This window comes from Halorientalis pallida, assembly GCF_049605515.1.
GTDB classification, from domain to species: domain Archaea; phylum Halobacteriota; class Halobacteria; order Halobacteriales; family Haloarculaceae; genus Halorientalis; species Halorientalis pallida_A.
This window is the reverse complement of record NZ_CP187158.1, coordinates 2043629-2064165: the sequence shown is the minus strand read 5'-3', so window position 1 is coordinate 2064165 and position 20537 is coordinate 2043629. Positions and strand designations below refer to the sequence as shown.

Here is a 20537-nt window from a genome sequence, read left to right as displayed (position 1 = left end):
CGGCCGAGCATCGTCAGTCGTTCATGTTCGTTCGGGATACATCTTCTTCTCTGCCCAGACTCGGGTGCTGTCTGGCAGTTTTCGGCACCCCGCTCGTCGATTAAATCGCACGAGCTGAATATCATGTAATAAATGCCCGTCTATATCCGGGGAAATACTCAGGGTCGATACAGTATGTGTGTTGCAATGACGTGGTAGCAACGGATGAGGCGGTGACCTCTCCCGCTACGTCGCCTGCGTTCTCGTGGGGAGAAGTCGCAGGCGGCGTACTCCCGTGGTGTTGGGGCCCGGTGCCTGCATACGTGCCGGGTTATCTGGGGGGAGATCGATGAAACGTCGCACGCCACGCGTCACATACGAACGAGAGTGAGAATACAACATGTACGATAAAAGCATACTCGCAAAGAGTACGGGTGCATCGCTTGGGGTGGTTGCCATCGTTGGCATGCTCTTCCTCAGCACAGGCACCGCATTCGCAGCGCCAGTCGCAGGTATCGGTGGGTTCACGATCGAAGCGAACTCGATTACGGGTGACAACCTGATCCTCTATCCGGGTACCTCCCAGGCGGAGAACACGACCGACATCTCCGGGAGCCAGTCGCCCCAGTTCCAGGATCAGTACCCTGTCGGCATCGTCGAGCTGACGAACACCGAGATCGACGGCCTCGAACTCACGAAGGTGTTCGACCTGCAGAACTTCACGAAGCCGAAGAACGTCAACCAGCCGCTCCTGCCTGGCAAGGCTCGGATCAAGATTATCTCCGACTCCAGCCAGAACGTGACGACGAACTCCATCATCATCAAGACGCCGCAGATCGCCGCTGACAAGGCGAAGTTCTCCGGACTGGAAGTCAAGGAGAACACGGTCGACAACCCGACCGAAGTCACGAGCTGGCTCGAACTGCGCACGCAGGAAGAAGCCGAGAGCCCGATTCCGGAAGGACAGGGCCTCCAGTTCGATAGCCGCTACAACTACTCCGGTGGCTCGAGCCCCGGTCTGGTCCTGCAGGATCCGTTCATCCGTGCGACCTACCTCGCCACGGACTCGATTACGATCCCCAACCTGCGTCTCGAAGTCCAGTACAACCCGGACAACGACGACGTCTACGAGTGGGCCAGCTAACGACAGCCAACTAACCAACCAACCGTTTTTTATAACGCAGTAGCCGCGAGATTTTAGTGCGACAACACGAAAGAGATAGAAACAATGTCTGTTCGAGCAAAACTCTGGCACACGGTTCCGGGTCCGATCCGCCGTCGTATCGACGACCGTCGAAGTCGGTTCAGCGAGTGGCGGGATGGCCGCCCGTTCATGGGCGCACTCCTGTTGATGATCGGGGGACTGATCATCGGGTGGGTCCCGATCCAGTTCGCGACCGAACTGGCTATCATCGGGGGCTCGTTCACCGTCATCGGACTCGTGTTCGCCGTCATGGTCTTCCTGACCGGTGCCTTCGTGATGGCCCGGCCACAGATGTCGACAGTCTTCGGCGTGATCGGAATCGCGCTCTCGATCCTCTCGCTCATCGGTGCGCTCGGGGGGCTGTTCGTCGGCATGCTCATCGGGATCGCTGGGGGTAACCTCTGCGTCGCCTGGCGTCACCCCGACCCGGACCAGAGCACGACCACCAGTACGGGAACCGGCAGCCCGGACGCGGGTGCCAACGAGGACGTGCAGTTCAGCTGGCAGGGCGACCAGTAACCAGATGGACTCGCCGGGCGTCGATTTCGGCCGTTTCGCCGATGTCGGAACCCGTCGCCGGGACTATTATTAAGGCCCGTCCATATCCGGGGTAAGGTTCAGCATGGAATCTTGTATTGATTGGAGCAACGCGCCTTTGAGCGGGCGAGGGGGTTGGGGACTGCCCGTGGGACGGCACACAACGAGCGATTGTTAACTATGTACAACCGGAAACGCATCGCGCGGGGGGCTGGAACCGCCGTTGCGACATGGGCACTGATCGGACTGTTGATAATGTCGACTGGCGTCGCGTACGCGCTACCGCTGGCCGGCGTGGGTGGGTTCAACATCACGGCGTCGGAGATCACTGCGGACGATCTGGTGTTGTACCCCGGCGTCGGGAACACTGACTCGGAGGAGAACTTCCCGCAGACGGTGGTTCGGCTTTCGAACACGGACATCCAGCAGTTCGCGTTGACCAAGGACCTCGATCTGGGATCGGTACAGATGTTCCCGCTCCCGGGGACGTTACGGATAAAGTTCCTGTCGCCGGGTGGGACCGACGGCGGGAACGTGCTCGTGAAATCCACCGCACTGGGTGCCGACAAGGCGACGTTCAACGGCTTTCTGACCAACGACACCAACGCCTCCGACGCGCGTGGCCGCTGGCGCATCAGATCGAACGGTCCGGTCACGCTCGAGGGCACGGACCGTAGCGGTGTCCGGATCCGGGCGCACTATCTGGCGGCCGACCGTATCTCCATCACGGATCTCCGGTTTTTCGCCTGTTACGACGCCGACAACGACGGGACGTTCGAGTGGGGGCCGTGTAGCGCCGATACGAGTTCGGGCGGCGGCAGCGGCAACACCGCACCGAACGCCGACGCGACTGCCAGTTCGACGACGGTCGGTACCGGTGACACGGTCTCGTTCAACGGGTCGGGATCGAGCGATCCGGACGGGTCGATCGAGTCCTACGAGTGGGACTTCGGCGATGGCACGTCCGCCACGGGTCAGCAGGCCGACCACACCTACGACGAGCCGGGTGCGTACACGGCGCGGCTGACGGTGACCGACGACGACGGCGCGACGACGATCGACTCGGTGACCATCGTCGTCGAGGGCAACGATCCGCCGATGGCGAGTCCGACCGCGTCCTCGACGACGGTCGAACCGGGGCAGTCGATCACCTTCGACGGCTCGGGGTCGAGCGATCCGGACGGTACGATCATATCCTACGAGTGGGACTTCGGCGACGGGACGACCGCGACGGGTCAGCAGGTCACGCACACGTACGCCGACTCGGGCAGTTACGCGGCGACGCTGACGGTGACCGACGACGACGGCGCGACGGCCTCGAACTCGGTCAGCATCACCGTGCAGGGCAACGACTCGCTGATCGCCAGCGCCTCGGGGAGTCCGAGCGAGGTGCTGACCGGCGAGCCCGTCACCTTCGACGGCTCCGGGTCCTCGGCCAGTAACAGCACGATCACGTCCTACGAGTGGGACTTCGGCGACGGGACGACCGCCACGGGCCAGCAGGTCACGCACACGTACGACACGGGCGGTGAGTTCACGGCGACGCTGACGGTGACTGCCGACGACGGCGACACCGCGACCGACACCGTGACCACGACCGTCACCGACAACGACTCGCCGACCGCCGTCCCGTCGGTCGAGAGCACCACGACCGAGGTCGGCGTCGCACTCGCGTTCAACGGCTCGGGGTCGAGCGATCCGGACGGGTCGATTGCGTCCTACGAGTGGGACTTCGGCGATGGCGGGACGGGCACCGGCGCGTTCACGACCCACGCCTACAGCGCACCCGGTGAGTACACGGCGACGCTGACGGTGACCGACGACGACGGTGCGACCGACACGTCGAGCGTCACCATCACGGTCGACGAAAACGACGCGCCGACCGCGAGCGCGTCGGCGAGTTCGACGGACGTTTCGACCGACGACACGGTCACCTTCGACGGGTCGGGATCGAGCGATCCGGACGGGTCGATTGCGTCCTACGAGTGGGACTTCGACGGTGACGGCACCGTCGACGCGACGGGCCAGCAGGTCGACAAGTCGTTCTCGTCGACCGGCGACAAGACGGTGACGCTGACGGTGACCGACGACGACGGTGCGACCGCGACCGACACCGTGACCGTCACCGTCGACTGTCCGTGGTACAACCCGCTCTGTGACGCGTTCTAACCGCCGACCATTCGTTTCCGTGTATGATCTTCCCGAAAGACAAAAGCGGATCCAGGGTGCAGTTCCGCTGGCATGGTAACGTCGTCGGGGGGCGGATCGTCGGTGCGGGACTGGCTGGCTGATCCACGGGGTGAGTTTCGCCGCTGGCGACAGCCGCGACCGATACTCGGGAGCGTGCTGTTGTTGCTGGGGGCCGCGATCATCGGGTGGGTCCCGATCCAGTTCGCCGCCGAGTTGCTGTTCATCGGCGGTGCGTTCACCGTCGTCGGCCTGTTTTTCGCCTCGATCGTGGCGTTTTGCGGGCTCGCGGCCCTCGCGAAGCCGGAGTTCGCGTCGATCTTCGGCGTGTTCGGCATCGCCTTCGCCACGCTCTCGCTCGTCGGGGCGCTCGGTGGGTTCTTCATCGGCATGATCATCGCCACCGCCGGGGGCGTCCTCTGTTACGCCTGGGAACCGCCGGCGGAGTTCGGCATCGACGTGAAGACGGTCTCCGAGGCCTCGGAGTTCATCTGGGGCGGGACCTCCGAGTTCATCTGGGGCGGCACGTCGGGGTTCATCTGGGGGAAGACCTCCGAATTCATCTGGCAGACCGACGACGAGAGCGACGACGGGAGCGAGACCGAGGACAAAGACGGGGCGGAGGACGATCTGGGGCTCGGACTCGATCTCGCCGAGGCCGACGGCGCGTCGACGGCAGAGACTGCCGACGCGGACGACGATATCGAGACCGGCGATCTCGACGACCGGTTCAAATTCTAGGACAACTGTTTTCACGCCGTCACTGCCAGGGCGTCTATGGACGACGGTCGGGGTGGCGGGCGGCGGGAAACCGCGCGCGAACTGTGGGTGGCGTTCGATGGCTGGCGTCGCCAGCGACCGTTCTGGGGTGGAACCTTGTTGATCGTCGCCGGGCTCCTGACGGCGTATCTGCCTGCGGCCTACGACGAGTTTCTGCTCTTTGCCGCCGGCTCGTTCACGGGGTCGGCGCTCCTGTTCGGTGGGTCGCTCGTCGTCTGTGGCCTGCTCGTGTTCGCCGTGCCGTCGCTGTCGTCGGTGCTCGGTGGGCTGGGCATCCTCGTCGCGACGGTGTCGCTGTTCGGTGCGCTCGGGGGGTTCGTCGTCGGGTCGGTGCTGGGTGGACTCGGCGGTGTCCTCGCGTTCGCCTGGACGCCGCCCGGCGAGCGTGACGCCAGCGACGACCGGTAGGCGATCAGTCGGCCGCCTGCGGTTCGTCGATGGCGTACTCCCGGGTCACGTCGACGAGGGCCTTGCGGTACTCGCTCTCGCCGGGGTCGTCGGCGAGCGAGCGGAACCGCTCTTTGAAGCGCTCGAAGCGGATGCCCGGCGCGTCCTGCGCGGCCGCGTGCGCGAGGTCGTACAGCCGGTGGTCGCGGGAGACGAGGCCGTGGCGCTCGACCAGTGCCAGGGCGAAGGCGGCGTTGACGGCGGTGATCTCGGGGTCGGCCGCCGGGGTGAGCCGGGTCCAGTTCGTCGGGTCGGCCGGGCGGTCGGCCAGCGCCGTCGCCAGGCTCGATTCGAGGAAGGCCACCAGTTTGTCCGCCGGAGCGACCGACAGGGTCAGGTCGTCGGCGTAGATGTCCTTCATGTGGTTGGCGATCTGGTAGCAGTGGGTGAGCTTCCGGCGCTCGACGCTTCGGCCCGAGAGGGCGAGATAGAGCGCTTCCTCGGTCGACTGGGTGTGGGAGGGGTGGGCCTGTTCGTTGCGGTGCATGTGCGCGAACTCGTGGAGAGCGAGTTCGCGGGCCATGGCACTGCTGGCGGCCTGTTGAGAGATCGAGAGGTCGTGCCCCTCGGCGTCGTGGCTCGTCCAGGTGCGTTCGTCGGGGTCCTCGCGCACGTAGACCCAGACCGGGCGGTCGAGATCGTACTCGGTCTCGAAGAGGTCACGTGCGCTGAGAAACGGCTCCGTCGGCCCAGTACCCTGCACGCGAACGTCCATGTCTTCCCGTGGTACGGGAGCGACGCGTATCACTTTTGCGGGCGGTCCGATGCCTGCGGGCGGTTTCGCGGCCCTGCCGTCTCCATCCCCGTGACGCCGCCCGGTTTCGGGTGGAACGGTCGCTCCGCGGGGAGTTTCCGGCGGGTTCGGCCGCTGGGGCAAACCACTTCACTTTTGACCCTGCTTCCGATACGGTTGGGTATAATGGGCCGACGCAAGAAGATCGTACAGGAGTGCGAACGGCTGATGGACGAGCCGGAGAACATCCGGAACATCGCCATCGCCGCGCACGTCGACCACGGGAAGACGACACTGACGGACAACCTGCTGGCCGGTGCGGGGATGATCTCCGACGAGACGGCCGGCGAACAGCTCGCGATGGACACCGAGGAGGACGAGCAGGAACGTGGGATCACCATCGACGCGGCGAACGTCTCGATGACCCACGAGTACGAGGACACCAACCACCTCATCAACCTGATCGACACGCCCGGCCACGTCGACTTCGGGGGCGACGTGACCCGCGCGATGCGTGCCGTCGACGGCGCGCTCGTCGTGGTGGACGCCGTCGAGGGTGCCATGCCCCAGACCGAGACGGTCCTGCGGCAGGCACTCCGCGAGGGCGTCAAGCCCGCACTGTTCATCAACAAGGTCGACCGCCTCATCTCGGAACTCGAAGAAGGTCCCCAGGAGATGCAGGAACGGCTGACCGCGGTCATCCGCGACGTGAACGACCTCATCCGCGGCATGACCGAGGAGATGGACGACATCGACGACTGGACCGTCTCCGTCGAAGACGGGACCGTCGGCTTCGGCTCTGCGCTCTACAAGTGGGGGGTCTCCATGCCGTCGATGCAGCGCACCGGCATGGACTTCGGCGACATCATCGACCTCGAACAGGCCGACAAGCGCCAGGAACTCCACGAGCGGACGCCCCTGGCCGACGTCGTCCTCGACATGGTCTGTGAGCACTTCCCCAACCCCATCGACGCCCAGCCGATGCGTATCCCGCGTGTCTGGCGTGGCGACGACGAGTCCGACATCGCCGAGGGCATGCGCCTGGTCGACGAAGACGGCGAAGTCGTCCTGATGGTTACCGACATCGGCGTCGACCCCCACGCCGGGGAGATCGCCGCCGGTCGTGTCTTCTCCGGGACCCTGGAGAAGGGCCAGGAGCTGTACGTCTCCGGGACTGCGGGCACAAACCGTATCCAGAGCGTCGGCATCTACATGGGCGGCGAACGTGAGGAAGTCGACGAGGTTCCCGCCGGGAACATCGCCGCCGTCACCGGTCTCAAGGACGCCATCGCCGGTTCGACAGTTTCGAGCGTGGAGATGACGCCGTTCGAGTCCATCGAACACATCTCCGAGCCGGTGATCACGAAGTCCGTCGAGGCCCAGCGCATGGACGACCTGCCCAAGCTCATCGAGACGCTCCAGCAGGTCTCGAAGGAAGACCCGACGATCCAGATCGAGATCAACGAGGACACCGGCGAACACCTGATCTCCGGGCAGGGTGAACTCCACCTCGAAGTCATCACCCAGCGGATCGAGCGCAACCAGGGCATCCCGGTCCACACCGGCGAACCCATCGTCGTCTTCCGCGAGGCACCACAGCAGCAGTCCCGCGAAGTCGAGGGCATCTCGCCCAACCGTCACAACCGGTTCTACATCTCCATCGAACCGCTCGACGAGGACGTCGTCGAGACGATCAAGCTCGGCGACGCCTCGATGGACATGCCCGAACTCGAGCGCCGTGAAGCCCTGATGGAGGCCGGCCTCGACAAGGACGCCGCCCAGGAAGTCGAGCACATCCACAACACCAACATCCTCATCGACGACACGAAGGGGATCCAGCACCTCAACGAGACGATGGAACTCGTCATCGAGGGCCTTGAGGAGGCCCTCGACGACGGGCCGCTGGCCGCCGAGCCCGTGCAGGGCGCACTGATCCGCCTGCACGACGCCCGGCTCCACGAGGACGCCATCCACCGCGGTCCGGCACAGGTCATCCCCGCCGTTCGGGAGGCCGTCCACAACGCCCTGATCGACGCCGAGATCCGCCTGCTGGAGCCGATCCAGGAGGTCCGGATCGACGTGCCCAACGACCACATGGGTGCCGCGTCCGGCGAGATCCAGGGTCGTCGTGGCCGCGTCGACGACATGTACCAGGAAGGCGACCTGATGGTCGTCGAGGGCGTCGCGCCCGTCGAGGAGATGATCGGCTTCTCCAGCGACATCCGGAGCGCCACCGAGGGTCGTGCCTCCTGGAACACCGAGAACGCCGGCTTCCAGGTCATGGCCGACAACCTCCAGCCGGACCAGATTCAGGAGATCCGCGAGCGGAAGGGCATGAAGACGGAACTGCCCGAGGCTATCGACTACTTCTAGCCCACTTTTTACGTCGGGGGGTTCGCCGGGCGAACCCCCCATCGCAAAAACTTGGGGAAAAACTGCCGCGAGCGCGGCTCTGCCGCGCTCGCGGATGCTGCGCTCGTCGCTCTTCCGCACCGCACCGCAACTGCGACCGCACCGCTCAGCAACTGCCACTGCACTTGACCAACTTTACCCCGTCGCGGCCCCTATCTCGTGGTATGTCGCTGCTCCATCAGGTGCTGGACATCCTCATCGGCGGACTGATCGCCGGGCTCACACACTTCATGCTGAGTTTCGTCATCGCCGATCCGAACCTCCCAGTGACTATCGGCGTCATCCTCGCGAGCATGTACTACTTCTCGCGGAATCCGTGGGGAGCGAGTCGCGAGCAGGGAAAACAGTGGAACGAGCGGATCGACGCGATGTACGAGAAAGTCCTGCCGTGACAATTTCGGATTCGAGGGGGTTCGTGGTGCCGATTTTTTGGAACTCCATCAGGAAACCGGATCGCGGTTCTCGGCGTCCTGCCGATGTGTTGCGTTCGCACTGACGCGATAGCGATACGATTGTGTGAACCAGTCGGCGTGAGCACTGGTTGCGGTTGCGTTTGCTGGGGAATCCGAGTAGCCTGTACACGTGACGATTGCCTCGTACCCCCACTGCCGCTGTTCCAAACTGTCGACGCGACAGTTGACGACCACGTCAGTGTCCTCGCCCATCCACAGTGAGTTGTAGACGTAGCGAGACTCGTGGGTTTCGACGTACTCTCGAACGGCCGCTTCTGTGGCCGGTGACGGTGGTTCGGGTCGCTCTTTCGTCCCTTCGGGAAAGTCGACCTCCCCTGCTGGAAGCGGCGTACCGGTCTCCGAAGAGTGTCCGAGACAACCAGCGACCGAAATCATACCCGTACAGAGCGCAGAGAGAAGCGTCCGCCGTTGCATGCTGCTATCATTACGATTGCTGGACAAGTGCTTTGTGTGGAGTCACGCCACCCCGCGCGACCCGCCGGTGAAAAAGGGGGGTCTTATGTCGATCCGTGTGTCAGATGGTGGTATGACCAGTGACGGGACCGGAGACCGGTCGCGGCGGTATCTACCAGACGACGGACTGTGCGGAGCGGGGGTGACCGGAACATGAACGACGCACACGGCGACGAGGTCCACGCCTACACGATTCGGCTGGAACTCGTCGACGAACCGGGCGAACTGCTGCGGGCGCTCGGCCCCATCGCCAACAACGGGGGGAACCTCCTCTCGATCTTCCACGAACGGGGGAACCTGACACCGCGGGGGCACATCCCGGTCGAGGTCGATCTGGAGGCGACGCCCGAGCGGTTCGACGACATCGTCGAGGCGCTGCGGGAGGCCGGCGTCAACGTGATCCAGGCCGGTGCCGAACAGTACAGCGAGGAACTCACGGTGATAATCGTCGGCCAGCTCGTCCAGACGGATCTGTCCGATACGCTCTCTGCGATTCAGGACGGGACCGACGCCTCCGTGACCGACGTGTCGCTGTCCGCGCCGGAGGGAACGGAGAACGGTGCGAGCGCCCGGCTCCGGCTGGCGACCCAGAGCGGCGAGACCGACAGCGTCCTCTCGGCGGTCCGGTCGGTCGCGAGCGAGAAGGACCTCCGTGTCATCGAGCCGCTCACGGGAGGTGGTGAAGCGTGAGACTCGCCATCGTCGGTGCCGGGGCCGTGGGGCGCTCGGTCGCGGAACTCGCGGGCGGGTACGGACACACCGTCGCCGCCCTGGCGGACTCGGGGAGCGCCGCGGTCGACGCCGACGGGATCGACGTGGCCGCCGCGCTGGAGCGCAAACGCGAGGACGGACAGGTCGGGACGGCCGACCCCGAGGACGCACTCGACGGCGAGTACGACGCTCTCGTGGAGGCGACGCCGACGACGCTGGGTGACGCCCAGCCCGGCTTCGGCCACGTTCGGACGGCGCTGGAGCGGGACCGCCACGTCGTGCTGGCCAACAAGGGCCCGGTCGCCGAGCGCTACGACGAGGTCCGCGAACTGGAAGCCGAGAGCGCGGGCGCGGTCCGGTTCGAGGCGGCCGTCGGCGGGGCGATCCCCGTACTCTCGACGGTCGAGGACTTCGGCCCGGACAACATCGTCGCCGCGCGCGGGGTCCTCAACGGCACGGCGAACTTCGTCCTGACCCGGATGGCCGCCGAGGGACTGGACTACGAACACGTCCTCGCGGAGGCCCAGGACATGGGCGTCGCCGAGGCCGACCCCTCCTTCGACGTGGAAGGGACGGATGCGGCGCTGAAGTGCGTGATCCTCGCCAACGTCCTCGCACAGGGCGAGCGGACCTACCGGCTCGAAGACGCCGAGGTCGACGGGATCACGGACGTACCCGGGAGCGCGCTGGAACTGGCTCACGAGGACGGCCGGACGGTCCGGCTCATCGGCGAAGTCAGTGGGGACGGCGTGCGCGTGGGACCGCGCCTCGTCTCGGAACACGGCGACCTCGCGGTCGGCGGGACGACCAACATCGTCCAGCTGGAGACCGACCACGCCGGCCGGCTGAACCTCAGCGGCCGCGGTGCGGGCGGCCCCGAGACCGCGACCGCGGTCCTCTCGGACGTCGGGCGACTGCCCGAACTGTGAGCGATCAGGCCCCCGATTCGAGGGCCGATTTCCTTCCCAGTCGTGTGACAGTCTCCCAAAACGCAAGACGGCGGCGGGACGGCGAACGTCACCTATCGAAATCGTTTTAACTGCCTCCACCAAAAGAGTCCGATATAGCGCCTCTGCGCGTGAGATAATCAATGAGCGACAAACCGCACCAGAACCTGGCCATCATCGGCCACGTGGACCACGGGAAGAGTACGCTGGTCGGACGACTCCTCTACGAGACGGGGAGCGTACCCGAGCACGTCATCGAACAGCACAAGGAAGAAGCCGAAGAGAAGGGCAAGGGTGGCTTCGAGTTCGCCTACGTCATGGACAACCTCGCCGAGGAGCGTGAGCGCGGGGTCACCATCGACATCGCCCACCAGGAGTTCGACACGGACGAGTACTTCTTCACCATCGTCGACTGTCCGGGTCACCGCGACTTCGTGAAGAACATGATCACGGGCGCGAGCCAGGCCGACAACGCCGTGCTCGTCTGTGCGGCGGACGACGGCGTCCAGCCCCAGACACGCGAGCACGTCTTCCTGGCCCGCACCCTGGGTATCGACGAGCTCATCATCGGCATCAACAAGATGGACCTCGTCGACTACGAGGAAGGTCGCTACCGCGACGCCGTCGACGAAGTGACGGAACTGCTCAAGCAGGTCCAGTTCAACGTCGACGACGCGAAGTTCATCCCGATCTCGGCGTTCGAGGGCGACAACGTCGCCGAGGACTCGGACAACACGCCGTGGTACGACGGCCCGAACCTGCTCGAGGCACTCAACGACCTGCCCGAGCCAAAGCCGCCGACGGACGCCGACCTCCGGCTTCCGATCCAGGACGTCTACACGATCTCCGGGATCGGTACCGTGCCGGTCGGCCGCGTCGAGACGGGGACCCTCAACACGGGCGACAACGTGTCGTTCCAGCCCTCCGACGTGAGTGGCGAGGTCAAGACCATCGAGATGCACCACGAGGAAGTGCCCAAGGCCGAACCCGGTGACAACGTCGGGTTCAACGTCCGCGGCATCGGCAAGGACGACATCCGCCGTGGCGACGTCTGTGGCCCGGCCTCGGACCCGCCGAGCGTCGCCGAGACGTTCCAGGCACAGATCGTCGTGATGCAGCACCCGAGCGTCATCACCGCGGGCTACACCCCGGTCTTCCACGCGCACACGGCACAGGTCGCCTGTACCATCGAGTCCATCGACAAGAAGATCGACCCCTCGACCGGCGAGACGGCCGAGGAAGATCCGGACTTCATCCAGTCGGGCGACGCGGCGGTCGTCACCGTCCGTCCCCAGAAGCCCCTCAGCATCGAGCCGTCCTCCGAGATCGAGGAACTCGGCTCCTTCGCCATCCGTGACATGGGTCAGACCATCGCGGCGGGCAAGGTCCTGAGCGTCCAGGAGCCCTAACGCATGCAGCAGGCTCGCGTCAGGCTCGCAGGCACGAGTCCCGAGGATCTGGACGACATCTGCGACGACGTCCGAGAGATCGCCTCGAAGACGGGCGTCAAGCTCAGCGGCCCGGTGCCGCTCCCGACCAAGACGCTGGAAGTTCCCGCCCGGAAGTCCCCCGACGGTGAGGGGACCGCCACGTGGGAACACTGGGAGATGCGCGTCCACAAGCGGCTGATCGACATCGACGCCGACGAACGCGCACTGCGGCAGCTGATGCGGATTCAGGTGCCCAACGACGTCTCCATCGAGATCGTCCTCGAGGACTGACGAACCGGATCGCCCGCGTTCGTTCCGGTGGACCGGCCACCGTCTCACGCGCGAGGCTCTCGCGCTTTCGAGGACCGGAACGTATAACGGCGTCGCCGCGCAACTCACGACTGCGGGCTCGTAGATCAGCGGTAGATCGCTTCCTTCGCAAGGAAGAGGCCCTGGGTTCAAATCCCAGCGAGTCCATCCCACTTTTTACTTCGTCGGGTCGCGGCGAAGCCGCGACCGCTCCTCGCAAAAACGTGGGGAAAAACGACCTTCTCGCTCGCTTCGCTCGCGAGAAGTGAACCGCCTCGCTCCGCTCGGCGGATGCTTGTTCAACAGCCAGCAAACTCGTTTCTGGCGAGTCCACTCAACATTTCACATCGTCGCTGGCGGTTAGCACTGGCCGCCAGCGAGGCCATCGGCCCCGCCCGGCAGATGTTCGCTGACCGCCAGTCGACTCGTTTCCAGCGAGCCAATTCGTTGCTGTGCCAGGTCCCGCTCTCCGACGCACTGGCTTGCTTCGACGGCCACGGCCGACTTCGGTCACTATGTGATTTGCAAACACTGCACTTAATTTACCAGGGGTTCACAGTTGGAGGCATGTCATCCGACGCCGATCAGGGGGAGCGGGCGGCGGGCGAGGCGACAGGGACGAGGACACCGGCGAACGCGCCGCTCGCGCCGTATCCGCCGAATCTCGATCCGCCGTGGTTGCACTTCAAGGGAATGATGGCGGATCTGATCGACTTCGGTGAGCGGGCGCTGGCCACGCGTGATGTCTGTCGCGTGCGGATGCTCGGTCGTGGCGACCAGTACGCCGTGGGGCATCCCGATCACATCAAACGCGTCCTCGTCACGGAACGGGAGAAGTTCCGCAAATCGCAGGACTTCCGCATCGCCTTCGGAGAGGGGTTGTTGACGGTCGAGGGCGAGGAGTGGCGGGCACAGCGGGACGCGATGCAGCCGCTGTTTACCCGGGATAGCGTGCTGGGCTACGCGGACGGCATCGTCGAACAGGTCCAGCGGCGGGTCGACCGCTGGTCGGACGGGCAGCGGCTGGACCTCCAGCGGGAGTTCACCGACCTGGCGCTGGATGTCCTCTTTGCGACGGTGCTGGGGCGGGAACTCGACCTGGACGGTGACCGGCGGTTGCGCGAGAGTGCGGAACACCTCCACGAGTGGTTCCAGCCCACGTCGTATCTCCTGCCCGAGTGGATGCCGACGCCCGCACGCCGTCGGTTCAAGCGGGCAAAGCGGACGCTCGAAGCGGAGGCCGAGCGCCTCCTCGACGAACGGGCCGGAGAGGCACCGGCCGATCCCACCCAGGCCGAGGACCTGCTGTCCCTGCTGGTCGGGTTGCGTGAGGCCGGGGTCGCGGATTCGGGGATGCTGACCGACGAGCGGTTGCGAGATCAGATGGTGACCATCGTCTTCGCCGGTCACGACACCACGACGACGACGCTGACGTTCAGCTTCTGGGCGCTGGCGAACCATCCCGAAATTCGCGAGCGGTTCCACGCCGAGATCGACGCGCTGGACGGGCCGCCGACGGTCGACGACCTGGACGACCTGCCGGTCACCGAACGGGTCGTCACGGAGACGTTGCGACTGTATCCGCCGGTGTACCAACTGCCCCGGATGACCAACGAACCGGTCGTCTTCGACGGGTACCGGGTGCCCGAAGACGAAATGATCGGGCTGGCGATCCGGCACGTCCAGCGCGATCCGCGGTTCTACGACGACCCCGATACGTTCCGGCCGTCGCGGTGGGACGGGGACCTCCGATCCGAACTCCACGACTTCGCGTACGCGCCGTTCGGCGGTGGCCCGCGCATCTGTATCGGTCGGCAGTTCGCGCTGCTGGAGGCGAAACTGACGCTGGCGACCATCGGGCGACAGTACGACCTGGGCTGGCTGGGTGAGAACGACGCCGACGGCGAACCCCCGGTCTCGCCGGAGATGACTCTCCGGATGGAACCGGGCCAGGAGTTCCTGGTGACCGAGCGCTGACTACTGTTTCTCGAAGCGGTGCATCACGATCTCGGAGTCGTCGTCCCACTCGAAGTTGTCGTGGGCGCGTTCGAGGATCTGTTTGTAGTGATCGAGGTCGCGTGCGCCCTCGGCCCGGGCGTCTTCGTCGGTCATGTCGCCGAGCGTCCGGTCGTCGACGGCGACGACCTCGAAGGTCGTGCCCTCGATCTCGAAGGTGTCGCCAACCTCGGCGTACTGCTGGCCGCGGTGGATCTGGGTCACCTCGCCGTCGAGGGCCTGGCTCTGCATTCGGTCGCTGGGGAGCAGCGTAGTGGGTTCGAGTTCGGACACACAGAGGAGAGGGGCTGGCGACCCAAAACGGTTCAGCTTGCGGCACCGGGTTCGATCAGTCGACCAGGCCGTACCCGCGCCGGAACAGCTCCACGTCGAGGGCGACGACGGCCAGGGTCAGCACGGAGAGGACGGCCAGGGACTCGTTGGGCGGGAGTTCGGCCGCGCCGAAGAAGCCGTAGCGCACCCCGTTGACCATGTAGACCATCGGGTTGAACAGCGAGACGGTGTAGGCGATGCCCTCCAGCGCGTCCAGCGAGTAGAAGACGCCGCCGAAGAACACGAGCGGGCGCAGGATGAACTGGTTGAGGACGGTGAGGTAGTCGAAGTCACGCGCCCACAGCCCGCCGACGACGCCGAAACTCGCAAAGAGCAGGCAGATGACGAGCATGAACGCCACCAGGTAGAGCGGGCGGGCGACGGGCACGCTGGTGAACAGTAGACCGATGAGGCCGATGATGATCCCGACGACGAGGCCGCGCAGCGCCGACGAGAGGATGTAGGCCAGCACCATCGAGGTGTAGGGCAACGGCGAGGTCAGCACTTCGTGGATGTACTCGTTCCATCTGCCGTGGAAGATCGAGAACGACGAGTTCTCGAAGGCGTTCGAGATGGCACCGAGGACGATGAGGCCGGGGAGGATGAACGCGATGTACTCGATCTCCCGGCCGTCGAGGACGAACGAGTCGATCCGGCCGCCGAGGATGACGCCGAACACCGAGAAGTAGAGGACGTTCGTGATCGCCGGCGGGAGGAACGTGTTCCGGGGCCGCCGGACGAACCGCAACACCTCGCGGTGGAACAGCGTCCGGAAGCCGGTCGGGAGCAGGCGGTCGAGGAGGCCAGGGCTGGCGGCTGATTCGCCCGCGGTTACTCCACCGTCGCTCGCCACCCCGACGTCGTCGTCCCCGCTCATGCTTCCACCGTGCTCTCGGTGCGTGTCATGTCGACGAACACTTCTTCGAGCGAGGCACGCTCGATGTCGACCTCGGTGACGGTGTAACCCGCCGCCTCCAGCTGGCGGAGCAGGTCGGGAACGACGGAACTCCCGCGGGCGGCGGTGACGACGAGGTCGCCGTCCTCGATCCGGGCGTCGTGAACGTCGGGCAGGTCCAGTTCGGGCGCGGTCGTGGGCGTCGAGCGCAGCGAGACGCTGATGCGGTCGGTGCCCCGGTCCATCAGTTCGTCGGGGCTGGCCTCCTCGACCTTGCGGCCCTCGTCCATGATCGCCACGCGGTCACAGAGGCGTTCGGCCTCCTCGATGTAGTGGGTGGTCAGCAGGATGGTCGTCCCGGCGTCGTTCATGCGGTTGATCACGTCCCAGAGGTCCCGGCGCAACTGCACGTCGACGCCGGCGGTCGGTTCGTCGAGGATCAACAGGTCGGGATCGGACACCAGTGCCCGAGCGAGCATGAACCGGCGCTTCATCCCGCCGGAGAGCCAGTCGAATCGCGTGTCCCGTTTCTCGTAGATACCGACGGTCTTGAGCGCCTCCTCGGCCCGACGGGTGGCCTCGCCCGAGGGGATGCCGTGGTAACCGGCCTTGTGTTCGAGGACCTCCTGGATGGGGAAGAACCGATCCACGTTGTACTCCTGGGGGGCCAGGCCGATGGCGTCGCGGGCCTGCTGGTACTCCTCGCCCACGTCGTGGCCGAACACGGCCGCCTCGCCGTCGGTCCGGTGGGCCAGACCCACGAGGATGTTGATGAAGGTGGTCTTGCCTGCGCCGTTGGGTCCGAGGAGTCCGAAGAACTCCCCGGCCTCGACCGAGATGTCGAGACCGTCGAGCGCCCGCACGTCGTCGTACTCCTTGACGAGGTCGCGGGCTCGAATGGCCAGTGTCATTACCCACTGTCAGCGGTTCTGGCCGGGTAAGCCCCACGTTCTCGGGTCGCCGCCCGGCCGCGAGGATCGCCGCCGAACGGCAAGTAACGTGCATCGAATCCGGTTCCGAAGGCCGGAACATTGATAAGACTTGGCAGATATTGAGAGACCAAGAGACCGAACCGAGTCAGCACCGGCCACACTGCTGGGCCGTCGCGTTGCTGGCCACAAGGGGGGACGGCACCATATCGACAGCGTGCACAGTGTGCGCTGGCGGACGCGACGACGGAGGGGATCCGTCGACGACCAGGGGATGGTCGGGGGGCTCGTGTCGGTCGGACGGTAGAACAATGTACGATACCAAACGGCTAGCCAGCGGCGTTGGCGTGTTGCTTACGTTGTGGGCCTTGGTCGGGCTGTTGATACTGAGTACGGGGGTGGGCGTCTCGGTGCCGCTGAGCAGCACTGGGGGATTCAACGTATCGGCCGACTACCTGACAGCGTCCGAGGCGACCGTCGTGCCCGCCAAGACCAAGATCGTCACGCCATCGGTGTTGTTCGAGGTAGAGCGCAGTTACATCCGCGATCTGAACTTACAGAAGACGCTGAACGTCAGCGACGTGCCGGGACTCACGGGACGGTTACAGATACAGATCCGGAGCGAGGAAGCGACGGCGGAAGGCGTCGCGTTCAAGACCGACCGGATCACCGCACAGACCGCGACCTGGCGCGGGTTCGTCCTCGACGAACGGACGGGGCCGAAGATCTTCGACCGGTTCAAAGCCTACGCCGGGCCGAATCCGAACCAGGCACCCAACACGAACGACCCGCTCCAGATCGAGGGCAGCGACGCGGGTGCCATCAGGCCGAGCGACGGCGACCCGGCCTTCGAGTTACGCGGGGCGAAGATCACGACCTCGACGCTCTCGGCGGATCAGATCCAGCTCTCGGATCTCTCCCTGCGAGTGCGCTACGACTTCAACAACGACGGTGAGTTCGAATATGGCGCGTGACGACACGACCGACGGCGAGGGGGCGACGACCGACAGCGATCCGTCGTCCGGGCGTCCTGACGGGCCTCGCGCCCGCTTCGACCGGTGGACTGCGACCAGACCGACGCTCGGCGCGACGCTTCTGGGGCTCGGGAGCGCCGTCCTCGGCTGGCGCGTCCTCGCCCAGCTGTCGGCGGTCCCGCTGGGACGTATCACACCGGTCGGCTTCGCCGGCGGCACCGCACCGTTCGTCGGCGTCGTCCTCGGGCTGTTCGTCCTCGCGAGGCCCGAGAAGGCCCGCCTCGCCGGCGGTGCCGGCTTCGGGCTGGTCGGGTTCACGTTCGCCGGCCTCCTGCTCTCGGGCGTTCCGCTCGCCCACCCGGAACTGGCCTTCACCGGGTTCGTGATCGGCGGGATCGGCGCGGTGATCTGTCTGGCCTGGGACCGAACCAGTACCGTCCGCATCGAGCGGGGGCCGGCCTTCCGTGCCGGCCGCGCCGCGCTGGTCTGTGGCCTCGTGCTGGCGCTGGCGTTCACCGCCGCACCGGCCGTCTCCGGTGACACGTTCCCCGCCCAGTCGGACACGCTGGACGGATTCGTCGTGAGTCAGTCGTCGCTCGACGCCGGCCTGTATAGCTACCAGACCGACTGTGACACCGATCCCGGCTTCGCCATCGGCGGCGAGGACTGTCTCGACATCACCGTCGACAGCACGAGCCAGGAGAACATCGACCGGGCCGCACGCCAGCAACTCGACAGCACGAGCGTCGCCGACGTGGAGATCAACGACTTCCTCATCTACGAGAACCTCTTTACGGACCTGCGTGGCGGCCGGAACGTCTACTTCGAGCTGACGGCCTCACAGGCCGTCGCGTCGAGTGAGACCGACAACGGTCGCGCCATCGACGTGTACATCTCGGAGTTCCGCTCGGAGAAGCTGACCGCCCGGCTGGACCTGATCGAGTTCCCCGGGACGCCCGGCATCCCGGCGGACAACATCGCGTACTGGAGCTGTACGCCCCACAACGACAGCGGCTTCGGGACGATCAACGACATCCGGCTCGGGCTGGACACCAACCCGCGGCTGACCGACGGGCGCGACGTGTCGCTGCTGGCCCACCAGCTGGGCAGTTCCGAGACGGTGCTGACCGACTTCAAGCTCAAGATCGGCGCCGAACTGGGTAACAAGAGCGGGGTCCGCGAGCCCATCCCGGCCGACGACGGGCCGACCACCGCACCCTCGAACTGCCTGTGACGCCCGACGGCTCGGAACTCGATGGCTCCGACGGCGTTTTGACCGCCGCGGACGACGACGCCGACGTGGAGACGATCACGTTCACGGAGTGGCGTCGGGCCCGCCCGTTCGCCGGGGCCATCTTGCTCGTGGCCGGCGGGTTGCTCGTCGCCTGGCCGTCGCTCCAGGTCGTGTTGAGTACCCAGCCGTACGACGCCTACCCGACCTCCAGTCTCGGGACCGTCGTCGGCGCGGGGATCGTCTTCGTCGGCGTGGCGGTGCTGTTGCGGCCCGAGCGGGCGCGGGAACTCGGAATCGCAGGGCTCGTGCTCGCGTCGGTATCCTTCCTGGTCGCGTTCGGCGGGTATCTGATCGGAATGCTGGTCGCGAGCGCGGGCGGGGTCCTCTGTTTCGCCTGGCGACCGACCGAGGAGTACGAGCGGCTGATTCTGGACGCGGAGAACGACAAAGAGACGTAGCTCAGCGGCCGAGTTTCTCGCGGCTGATCTTGACGCCGCGGGGCGTGATGATGATCTGATCCTCGTCTTTCTGGACGATGTCGCCGCCGACGCCGCGGGCGACCTGCTGGAGTTCGTCCGTGATCTGCTCCATCGTGCGGTCCTGCGTCGTGTGTCGCGTGATGTCGGCGACGACGATGTCCCCCGCGTACACCGCGTCCTTGATGTCGATGACGTCTTGCTTCTCGCTGATCTTGGCGATGTGCATCTGCGTGTCGGCCTGTGCCTCCGGCGCCTGGACGCCGTCGAGTTCGACGTAATCGTCGGTGCGACGCGTCGACCCCGACTCACCCAGGAGTTTGTTCATGAAGCCCATACCCGCGAAACCGGCGCGCAAAAGTATAGGTTTTTCGTCAGACATACCTACGCGAACTAGCATTTCCGGCCGTCTGGGCCGTCAGACCCGAGAAACGACGGTTCCGGGTGTCGGTCACTCGTCAGACGGGACGCTCCCGATACCCGCTCAGACGGAGAACTCGTACAGATCGTCGCCGACGTGGTGGATACTGTCGACGACCTTGCCCTCGTCGCCGACCATGTCGTCGCCGTCGGTGCGGGCCCGGCCGACCGCCAGCACCTTCCCGTGGTTCTCCTCGGCGATGGCGACCAGGTCGCCGGCCGCGATGCTGGAGTCGGCTTCGGTGATCCCGGGGCGCATCACGTCGGCACCGTCGCTGACGAACGAGATGGCGCCGGCGTCGACCGTGACGACGTTGCGCTCGGGCGGGTACTCGTTCGCGCCGCGGACGGTCAGGAACGGTTCCTGCTCGCCGTGCTCGTCTTCGATGTAGACGACCGCGGGCTCGCCGTCGACCAGCACGAGATCGTAGTCGGTCCCCTCCAGTTCGACCTTCTCGTGGGTGTCGGCGTCCATGGTGACGCCGAGTTTCGCCTCCAGCGCGGACTCCAGTTCGTCCACCGCGTCGGCACGGAGGTGGTGCCGTGATTTCACCTGCATACCCCCCACGTCGCCCGCTCGCCGCATAAATCGCCCGCTCTCCCCGCCGTGGTTATCATGCATGATATTGGGTAGCAAAGCCTTTTATTTGTGTTCGAGTTAGCTAAAATTGGATGGCAC

22 protein-coding genes and 1 tRNA gene are annotated in these 20537 nt (G+C 65.5%); 16 read left to right on the top strand and 7 right to left on the bottom strand.

What is annotated here, in order from left to right; translation table 11 throughout:
* The first annotated feature begins 379 nt into the window (after nucleotides 1-379).
* The 5 genes from ACOZ4N_RS12110 (at nucleotide 380) to ACOZ4N_RS12090 (ending at nucleotide 5095) form a co-directional block, all read left to right on the top strand.
* Nucleotides 380-1123 (top strand): hypothetical protein, encoded by a 744-nt coding sequence (locus ACOZ4N_RS12110; protein WP_424016635.1) that lies wholly within the window; start codon nucleotides 380-382, stop codon nucleotides 1121-1123.
* A gap of 84 nt (nucleotides 1124-1207) precedes the next feature.
* Nucleotides 1208-1702 (top strand): DUF6114 domain-containing protein, encoded by a 495-nt coding sequence (locus ACOZ4N_RS12105; protein ID WP_424016634.1) that lies wholly within the window; start codon nucleotides 1208-1210, stop codon nucleotides 1700-1702.
* Nucleotides 1703-1975: 273 nt separating this feature from the next.
* On the top strand, nucleotides 1976-3889 hold the full coding sequence (locus tag ACOZ4N_RS12100) for a PKD domain-containing protein (RefSeq protein ID WP_424016633.1): 1914 nt from the start codon (nucleotides 1976-1978) through the stop codon (nucleotides 3887-3889).
* Between the two features lie 72 nt (nucleotides 3890-3961).
* Nucleotides 3962-4648, top strand: coding sequence for a DUF6114 domain-containing protein (locus ACOZ4N_RS12095; protein WP_424016632.1), 687 nt, complete (start codon nucleotides 3962-3964; stop codon nucleotides 4646-4648).
* Between the two features lie 36 nt (nucleotides 4649-4684).
* Nucleotides 4685-5095 carry a DUF6114 domain-containing protein gene (locus ACOZ4N_RS12090; protein WP_424016631.1) on the top strand — a complete coding sequence of 137 codons (411 nt, stop codon included), beginning with the start codon at nucleotides 4685-4687 and terminating at the stop codon, nucleotides 5093-5095.
* Nucleotides 5096-5099: 4 nt separating this feature from the next.
* On the opposite strand, the gene ACOZ4N_RS12085 is transcribed toward ACOZ4N_RS12090, so the two are convergent.
* Complete coding sequence (locus ACOZ4N_RS12085; protein ID WP_424016630.1) at nucleotides 5100-5849, bottom strand: DUF5781 family protein; 750 nt, start codon at nucleotides 5847-5849, stop codon at nucleotides 5100-5102.
* Nucleotides 5850-6053: 204 nt separating this feature from the next.
* Here ACOZ4N_RS12085 and ACOZ4N_RS12080 point away from each other — a divergent pair, with 204 nt between their 5' ends.
* Both ACOZ4N_RS12080 and ACOZ4N_RS12075 read left to right on the top strand, forming a co-directional pair.
* Complete coding sequence (locus tag ACOZ4N_RS12080; protein ID WP_424016629.1) at nucleotides 6054-8240, top strand: elongation factor EF-2; 2187 nt, start codon at nucleotides 6054-6056, stop codon at nucleotides 8238-8240.
* A gap of 203 nt (nucleotides 8241-8443) precedes the next feature.
* On the top strand, nucleotides 8444-8671 hold the full coding sequence (locus tag ACOZ4N_RS12075; protein WP_424016628.1) for a hypothetical protein: 228 nt from the start codon (nucleotides 8444-8446) through the stop codon (nucleotides 8669-8671).
* 48 nt (nucleotides 8672-8719) lie between these two features.
* Here the strand turns inward: ACOZ4N_RS12075 and ACOZ4N_RS12070 are convergent, their stop codons facing one another.
* Complete coding sequence (locus ACOZ4N_RS12070; RefSeq protein ID WP_424016627.1) at nucleotides 8720-9166, bottom strand: hypothetical protein; 447 nt, start codon at nucleotides 9164-9166, stop codon at nucleotides 8720-8722.
* Between the two features lie 192 nt (nucleotides 9167-9358).
* Here ACOZ4N_RS12070 and ACOZ4N_RS12065 point away from each other — a divergent pair, with 192 nt between their 5' ends.
* The 6 genes from ACOZ4N_RS12065 to ACOZ4N_RS12040 all read left to right on the top strand — a co-directional run bounded on the left by ACOZ4N_RS12065 (nucleotide 9359) and on the right by ACOZ4N_RS12040 (nucleotide 14579).
* Entirely contained in the window at nucleotides 9359-9895 is a 537-nt protein-coding gene (locus ACOZ4N_RS12065; RefSeq protein ID WP_424016626.1) for an amino acid-binding protein, read from the top strand.
* Complete coding sequence (locus ACOZ4N_RS12060; RefSeq protein WP_424016625.1) at nucleotides 9892-10845, top strand: homoserine dehydrogenase; 954 nt, start codon at nucleotides 9892-9894, stop codon at nucleotides 10843-10845. The genes ACOZ4N_RS12065 and ACOZ4N_RS12060 overlap by 4 nt, the downstream gene beginning before the upstream one ends.
* 161 nt (nucleotides 10846-11006) lie before the next feature.
* On the top strand, nucleotides 11007-12272 hold the full coding sequence (gene tuf / locus ACOZ4N_RS12055) for a translation elongation factor EF-1 subunit alpha (protein ID WP_424016624.1): 1266 nt from the start codon (nucleotides 11007-11009) through the stop codon (nucleotides 12270-12272).
* A 3-nt stretch (nucleotides 12273-12275) separates the two neighbouring features.
* Nucleotides 12276-12584, top strand: a complete 309-nt coding sequence (gene rpsJ / locus ACOZ4N_RS12050) for a 30S ribosomal protein S10 (RefSeq protein WP_092661954.1) — start codon at nucleotides 12276-12278, stop codon at nucleotides 12582-12584.
* Between the two features lie 114 nt (nucleotides 12585-12698).
* Nucleotides 12699-12770, top strand: a tRNA-Ala gene (locus ACOZ4N_RS12045).
* 399 nt (nucleotides 12771-13169) lie between these two features.
* Complete coding sequence (locus tag ACOZ4N_RS12040) at nucleotides 13170-14579, top strand: cytochrome P450 (RefSeq protein ID WP_424016623.1); 1410 nt, start codon at nucleotides 13170-13172, stop codon at nucleotides 14577-14579.
* On the opposite strand, the gene ACOZ4N_RS12035 is transcribed toward ACOZ4N_RS12040, so the two are convergent.
* From ACOZ4N_RS12035 to ACOZ4N_RS12025, 3 genes are read right to left on the bottom strand one after another with little or no spacing between them, the layout of a single operon-like run.
* On the bottom strand, nucleotides 14580-14891 hold the full coding sequence (locus tag ACOZ4N_RS12035; RefSeq protein ID WP_424016622.1) for an ASCH domain-containing protein: 312 nt from the start codon (nucleotides 14889-14891) through the stop codon (nucleotides 14580-14582).
* Between the two features lie 55 nt (nucleotides 14892-14946).
* Nucleotides 14947-15807 (bottom strand): ABC transporter permease, encoded by an 861-nt coding sequence (locus ACOZ4N_RS12030; RefSeq protein ID WP_424016621.1) that lies wholly within the window; start codon nucleotides 15805-15807, stop codon nucleotides 14947-14949.
* On the bottom strand, nucleotides 15804-16736 hold the full coding sequence (locus tag ACOZ4N_RS12025) for an ATP-binding cassette domain-containing protein (RefSeq protein WP_424016620.1): 933 nt from the start codon (nucleotides 16734-16736) through the stop codon (nucleotides 15804-15806). Before ACOZ4N_RS12025 ends, ACOZ4N_RS12030 begins: the two co-directional genes overlap by 4 nt.
* Before the next feature lie 428 nt (nucleotides 16737-17164).
* Between ACOZ4N_RS12025 and ACOZ4N_RS12020 the strand changes: the two genes are divergently transcribed.
* Genes ACOZ4N_RS12020 through ACOZ4N_RS12010 form a run of 3 tightly spaced genes read left to right on the top strand, consistent with a single transcriptional unit; the run spans nucleotide 17165 to nucleotide 19420 of the window.
* Complete coding sequence (locus tag ACOZ4N_RS12020; RefSeq protein ID WP_424016619.1) at nucleotides 17165-17728, top strand: hypothetical protein; 564 nt, start codon at nucleotides 17165-17167, stop codon at nucleotides 17726-17728.
* On the top strand, nucleotides 17718-18962 hold the full coding sequence (locus tag ACOZ4N_RS12015; protein WP_424016618.1) for a hypothetical protein: 1245 nt from the start codon (nucleotides 17718-17720) through the stop codon (nucleotides 18960-18962). The genes ACOZ4N_RS12020 and ACOZ4N_RS12015 overlap by 11 nt, the downstream gene beginning before the upstream one ends.
* Nucleotides 18959-19420, top strand: coding sequence for a DUF6114 domain-containing protein (locus tag ACOZ4N_RS12010; RefSeq protein WP_424016617.1), 462 nt, complete (start codon nucleotides 18959-18961; stop codon nucleotides 19418-19420). Before ACOZ4N_RS12015 ends, ACOZ4N_RS12010 begins: the two co-directional genes overlap by 4 nt.
* 1 nt (nucleotide 19421) lies before the next feature.
* Here ACOZ4N_RS12010 and ACOZ4N_RS12005 read toward each other — a convergent pair whose 3' ends face one another.
* Entirely contained in the window at nucleotides 19422-19775 is a 354-nt protein-coding gene (locus ACOZ4N_RS12005; protein ID WP_077205851.1) for a cell division protein SepF, read from the bottom strand.
* Between the two features lie 147 nt (nucleotides 19776-19922).
* Nucleotides 19923-20417, bottom strand: a complete 495-nt coding sequence (locus tag ACOZ4N_RS12000) for an RNA-binding protein (protein ID WP_424016616.1) — start codon at nucleotides 20415-20417, stop codon at nucleotides 19923-19925.
* Between the last annotated feature and the right edge of the window lie 120 nt (nucleotides 20418-20537).

Bases quoted from the DNA above. Each gene is read 5' to 3' on its own strand.
- tuf (WP_424016624.1), top strand. From the start codon at position 11,007: ATGAGCGACAAACCGCACCAGAACCTGGCCATCATCGGCCACGTGGAC.
- ACOZ4N_RS12070 (WP_424016627.1), bottom strand. From the start codon at position 9,166: ATGCAACGGCGGACGCTTCTCTCTGCGCTCTGTACGGGTATGATTTCG.
- ACOZ4N_RS12075 (WP_424016628.1), top strand. From the start codon at position 8,444: ATGTCGCTGCTCCATCAGGTGCTGGACATCCTCATCGGCGGACTGATC.
- ACOZ4N_RS12005 (WP_077205851.1), bottom strand. From the start codon at position 19,775: ATGGGCTTCATGAACAAACTCCTGGGTGAGTCGGGGTCGACGCGTCGC.
- ACOZ4N_RS12080 (WP_424016629.1), top strand. From the start codon at position 6,054: ATGGGCCGACGCAAGAAGATCGTACAGGAGTGCGAACGGCTGATGGAC.
- ACOZ4N_RS12100 (WP_424016633.1), top strand. From the start codon at position 1,976: ATGTCGACTGGCGTCGCGTACGCGCTACCGCTGGCCGGCGTGGGTGGG.
- ACOZ4N_RS12090 (WP_424016631.1), top strand. From the start codon at position 4,685: ATGGACGACGGTCGGGGTGGCGGGCGGCGGGAAACCGCGCGCGAACTG.
- ACOZ4N_RS12040 (WP_424016623.1), top strand. From the start codon at position 13,170: ATGTCATCCGACGCCGATCAGGGGGAGCGGGCGGCGGGCGAGGCGACA.
- ACOZ4N_RS12015 (WP_424016618.1), top strand. From the start codon at position 17,718: ATGGCGCGTGACGACACGACCGACGGCGAGGGGGCGACGACCGACAGC.
- ACOZ4N_RS12065 (WP_424016626.1), top strand. From the start codon at position 9,359: ATGAACGACGCACACGGCGACGAGGTCCACGCCTACACGATTCGGCTG.
- ACOZ4N_RS12085 (WP_424016630.1), bottom strand. From the start codon at position 5,849: ATGGACGTTCGCGTGCAGGGTACTGGGCCGACGGAGCCGTTTCTCAGC.
- ACOZ4N_RS12000 (WP_424016616.1), bottom strand. From the start codon at position 20,417: ATGCAGGTGAAATCACGGCACCACCTCCGTGCCGACGCGGTGGACGAA.
- rpsJ (WP_092661954.1), top strand. From the start codon at position 12,276: ATGCAGCAGGCTCGCGTCAGGCTCGCAGGCACGAGTCCCGAGGATCTG.
- ACOZ4N_RS12025 (WP_424016620.1), bottom strand. From the start codon at position 16,736: ATGACACTGGCCATTCGAGCCCGCGACCTCGTCAAGGAGTACGACGAC.
- ACOZ4N_RS12110 (WP_424016635.1), top strand. From the start codon at position 380: ATGTACGATAAAAGCATACTCGCAAAGAGTACGGGTGCATCGCTTGGG.
- ACOZ4N_RS12095 (WP_424016632.1), top strand. From the start codon at position 3,962: ATGGTAACGTCGTCGGGGGGCGGATCGTCGGTGCGGGACTGGCTGGCT.
- ACOZ4N_RS12105 (WP_424016634.1), top strand. From the start codon at position 1,208: ATGTCTGTTCGAGCAAAACTCTGGCACACGGTTCCGGGTCCGATCCGC.
- ACOZ4N_RS12030 (WP_424016621.1), bottom strand. From the start codon at position 15,807: ATGAGCGGGGACGACGACGTCGGGGTGGCGAGCGACGGTGGAGTAACC.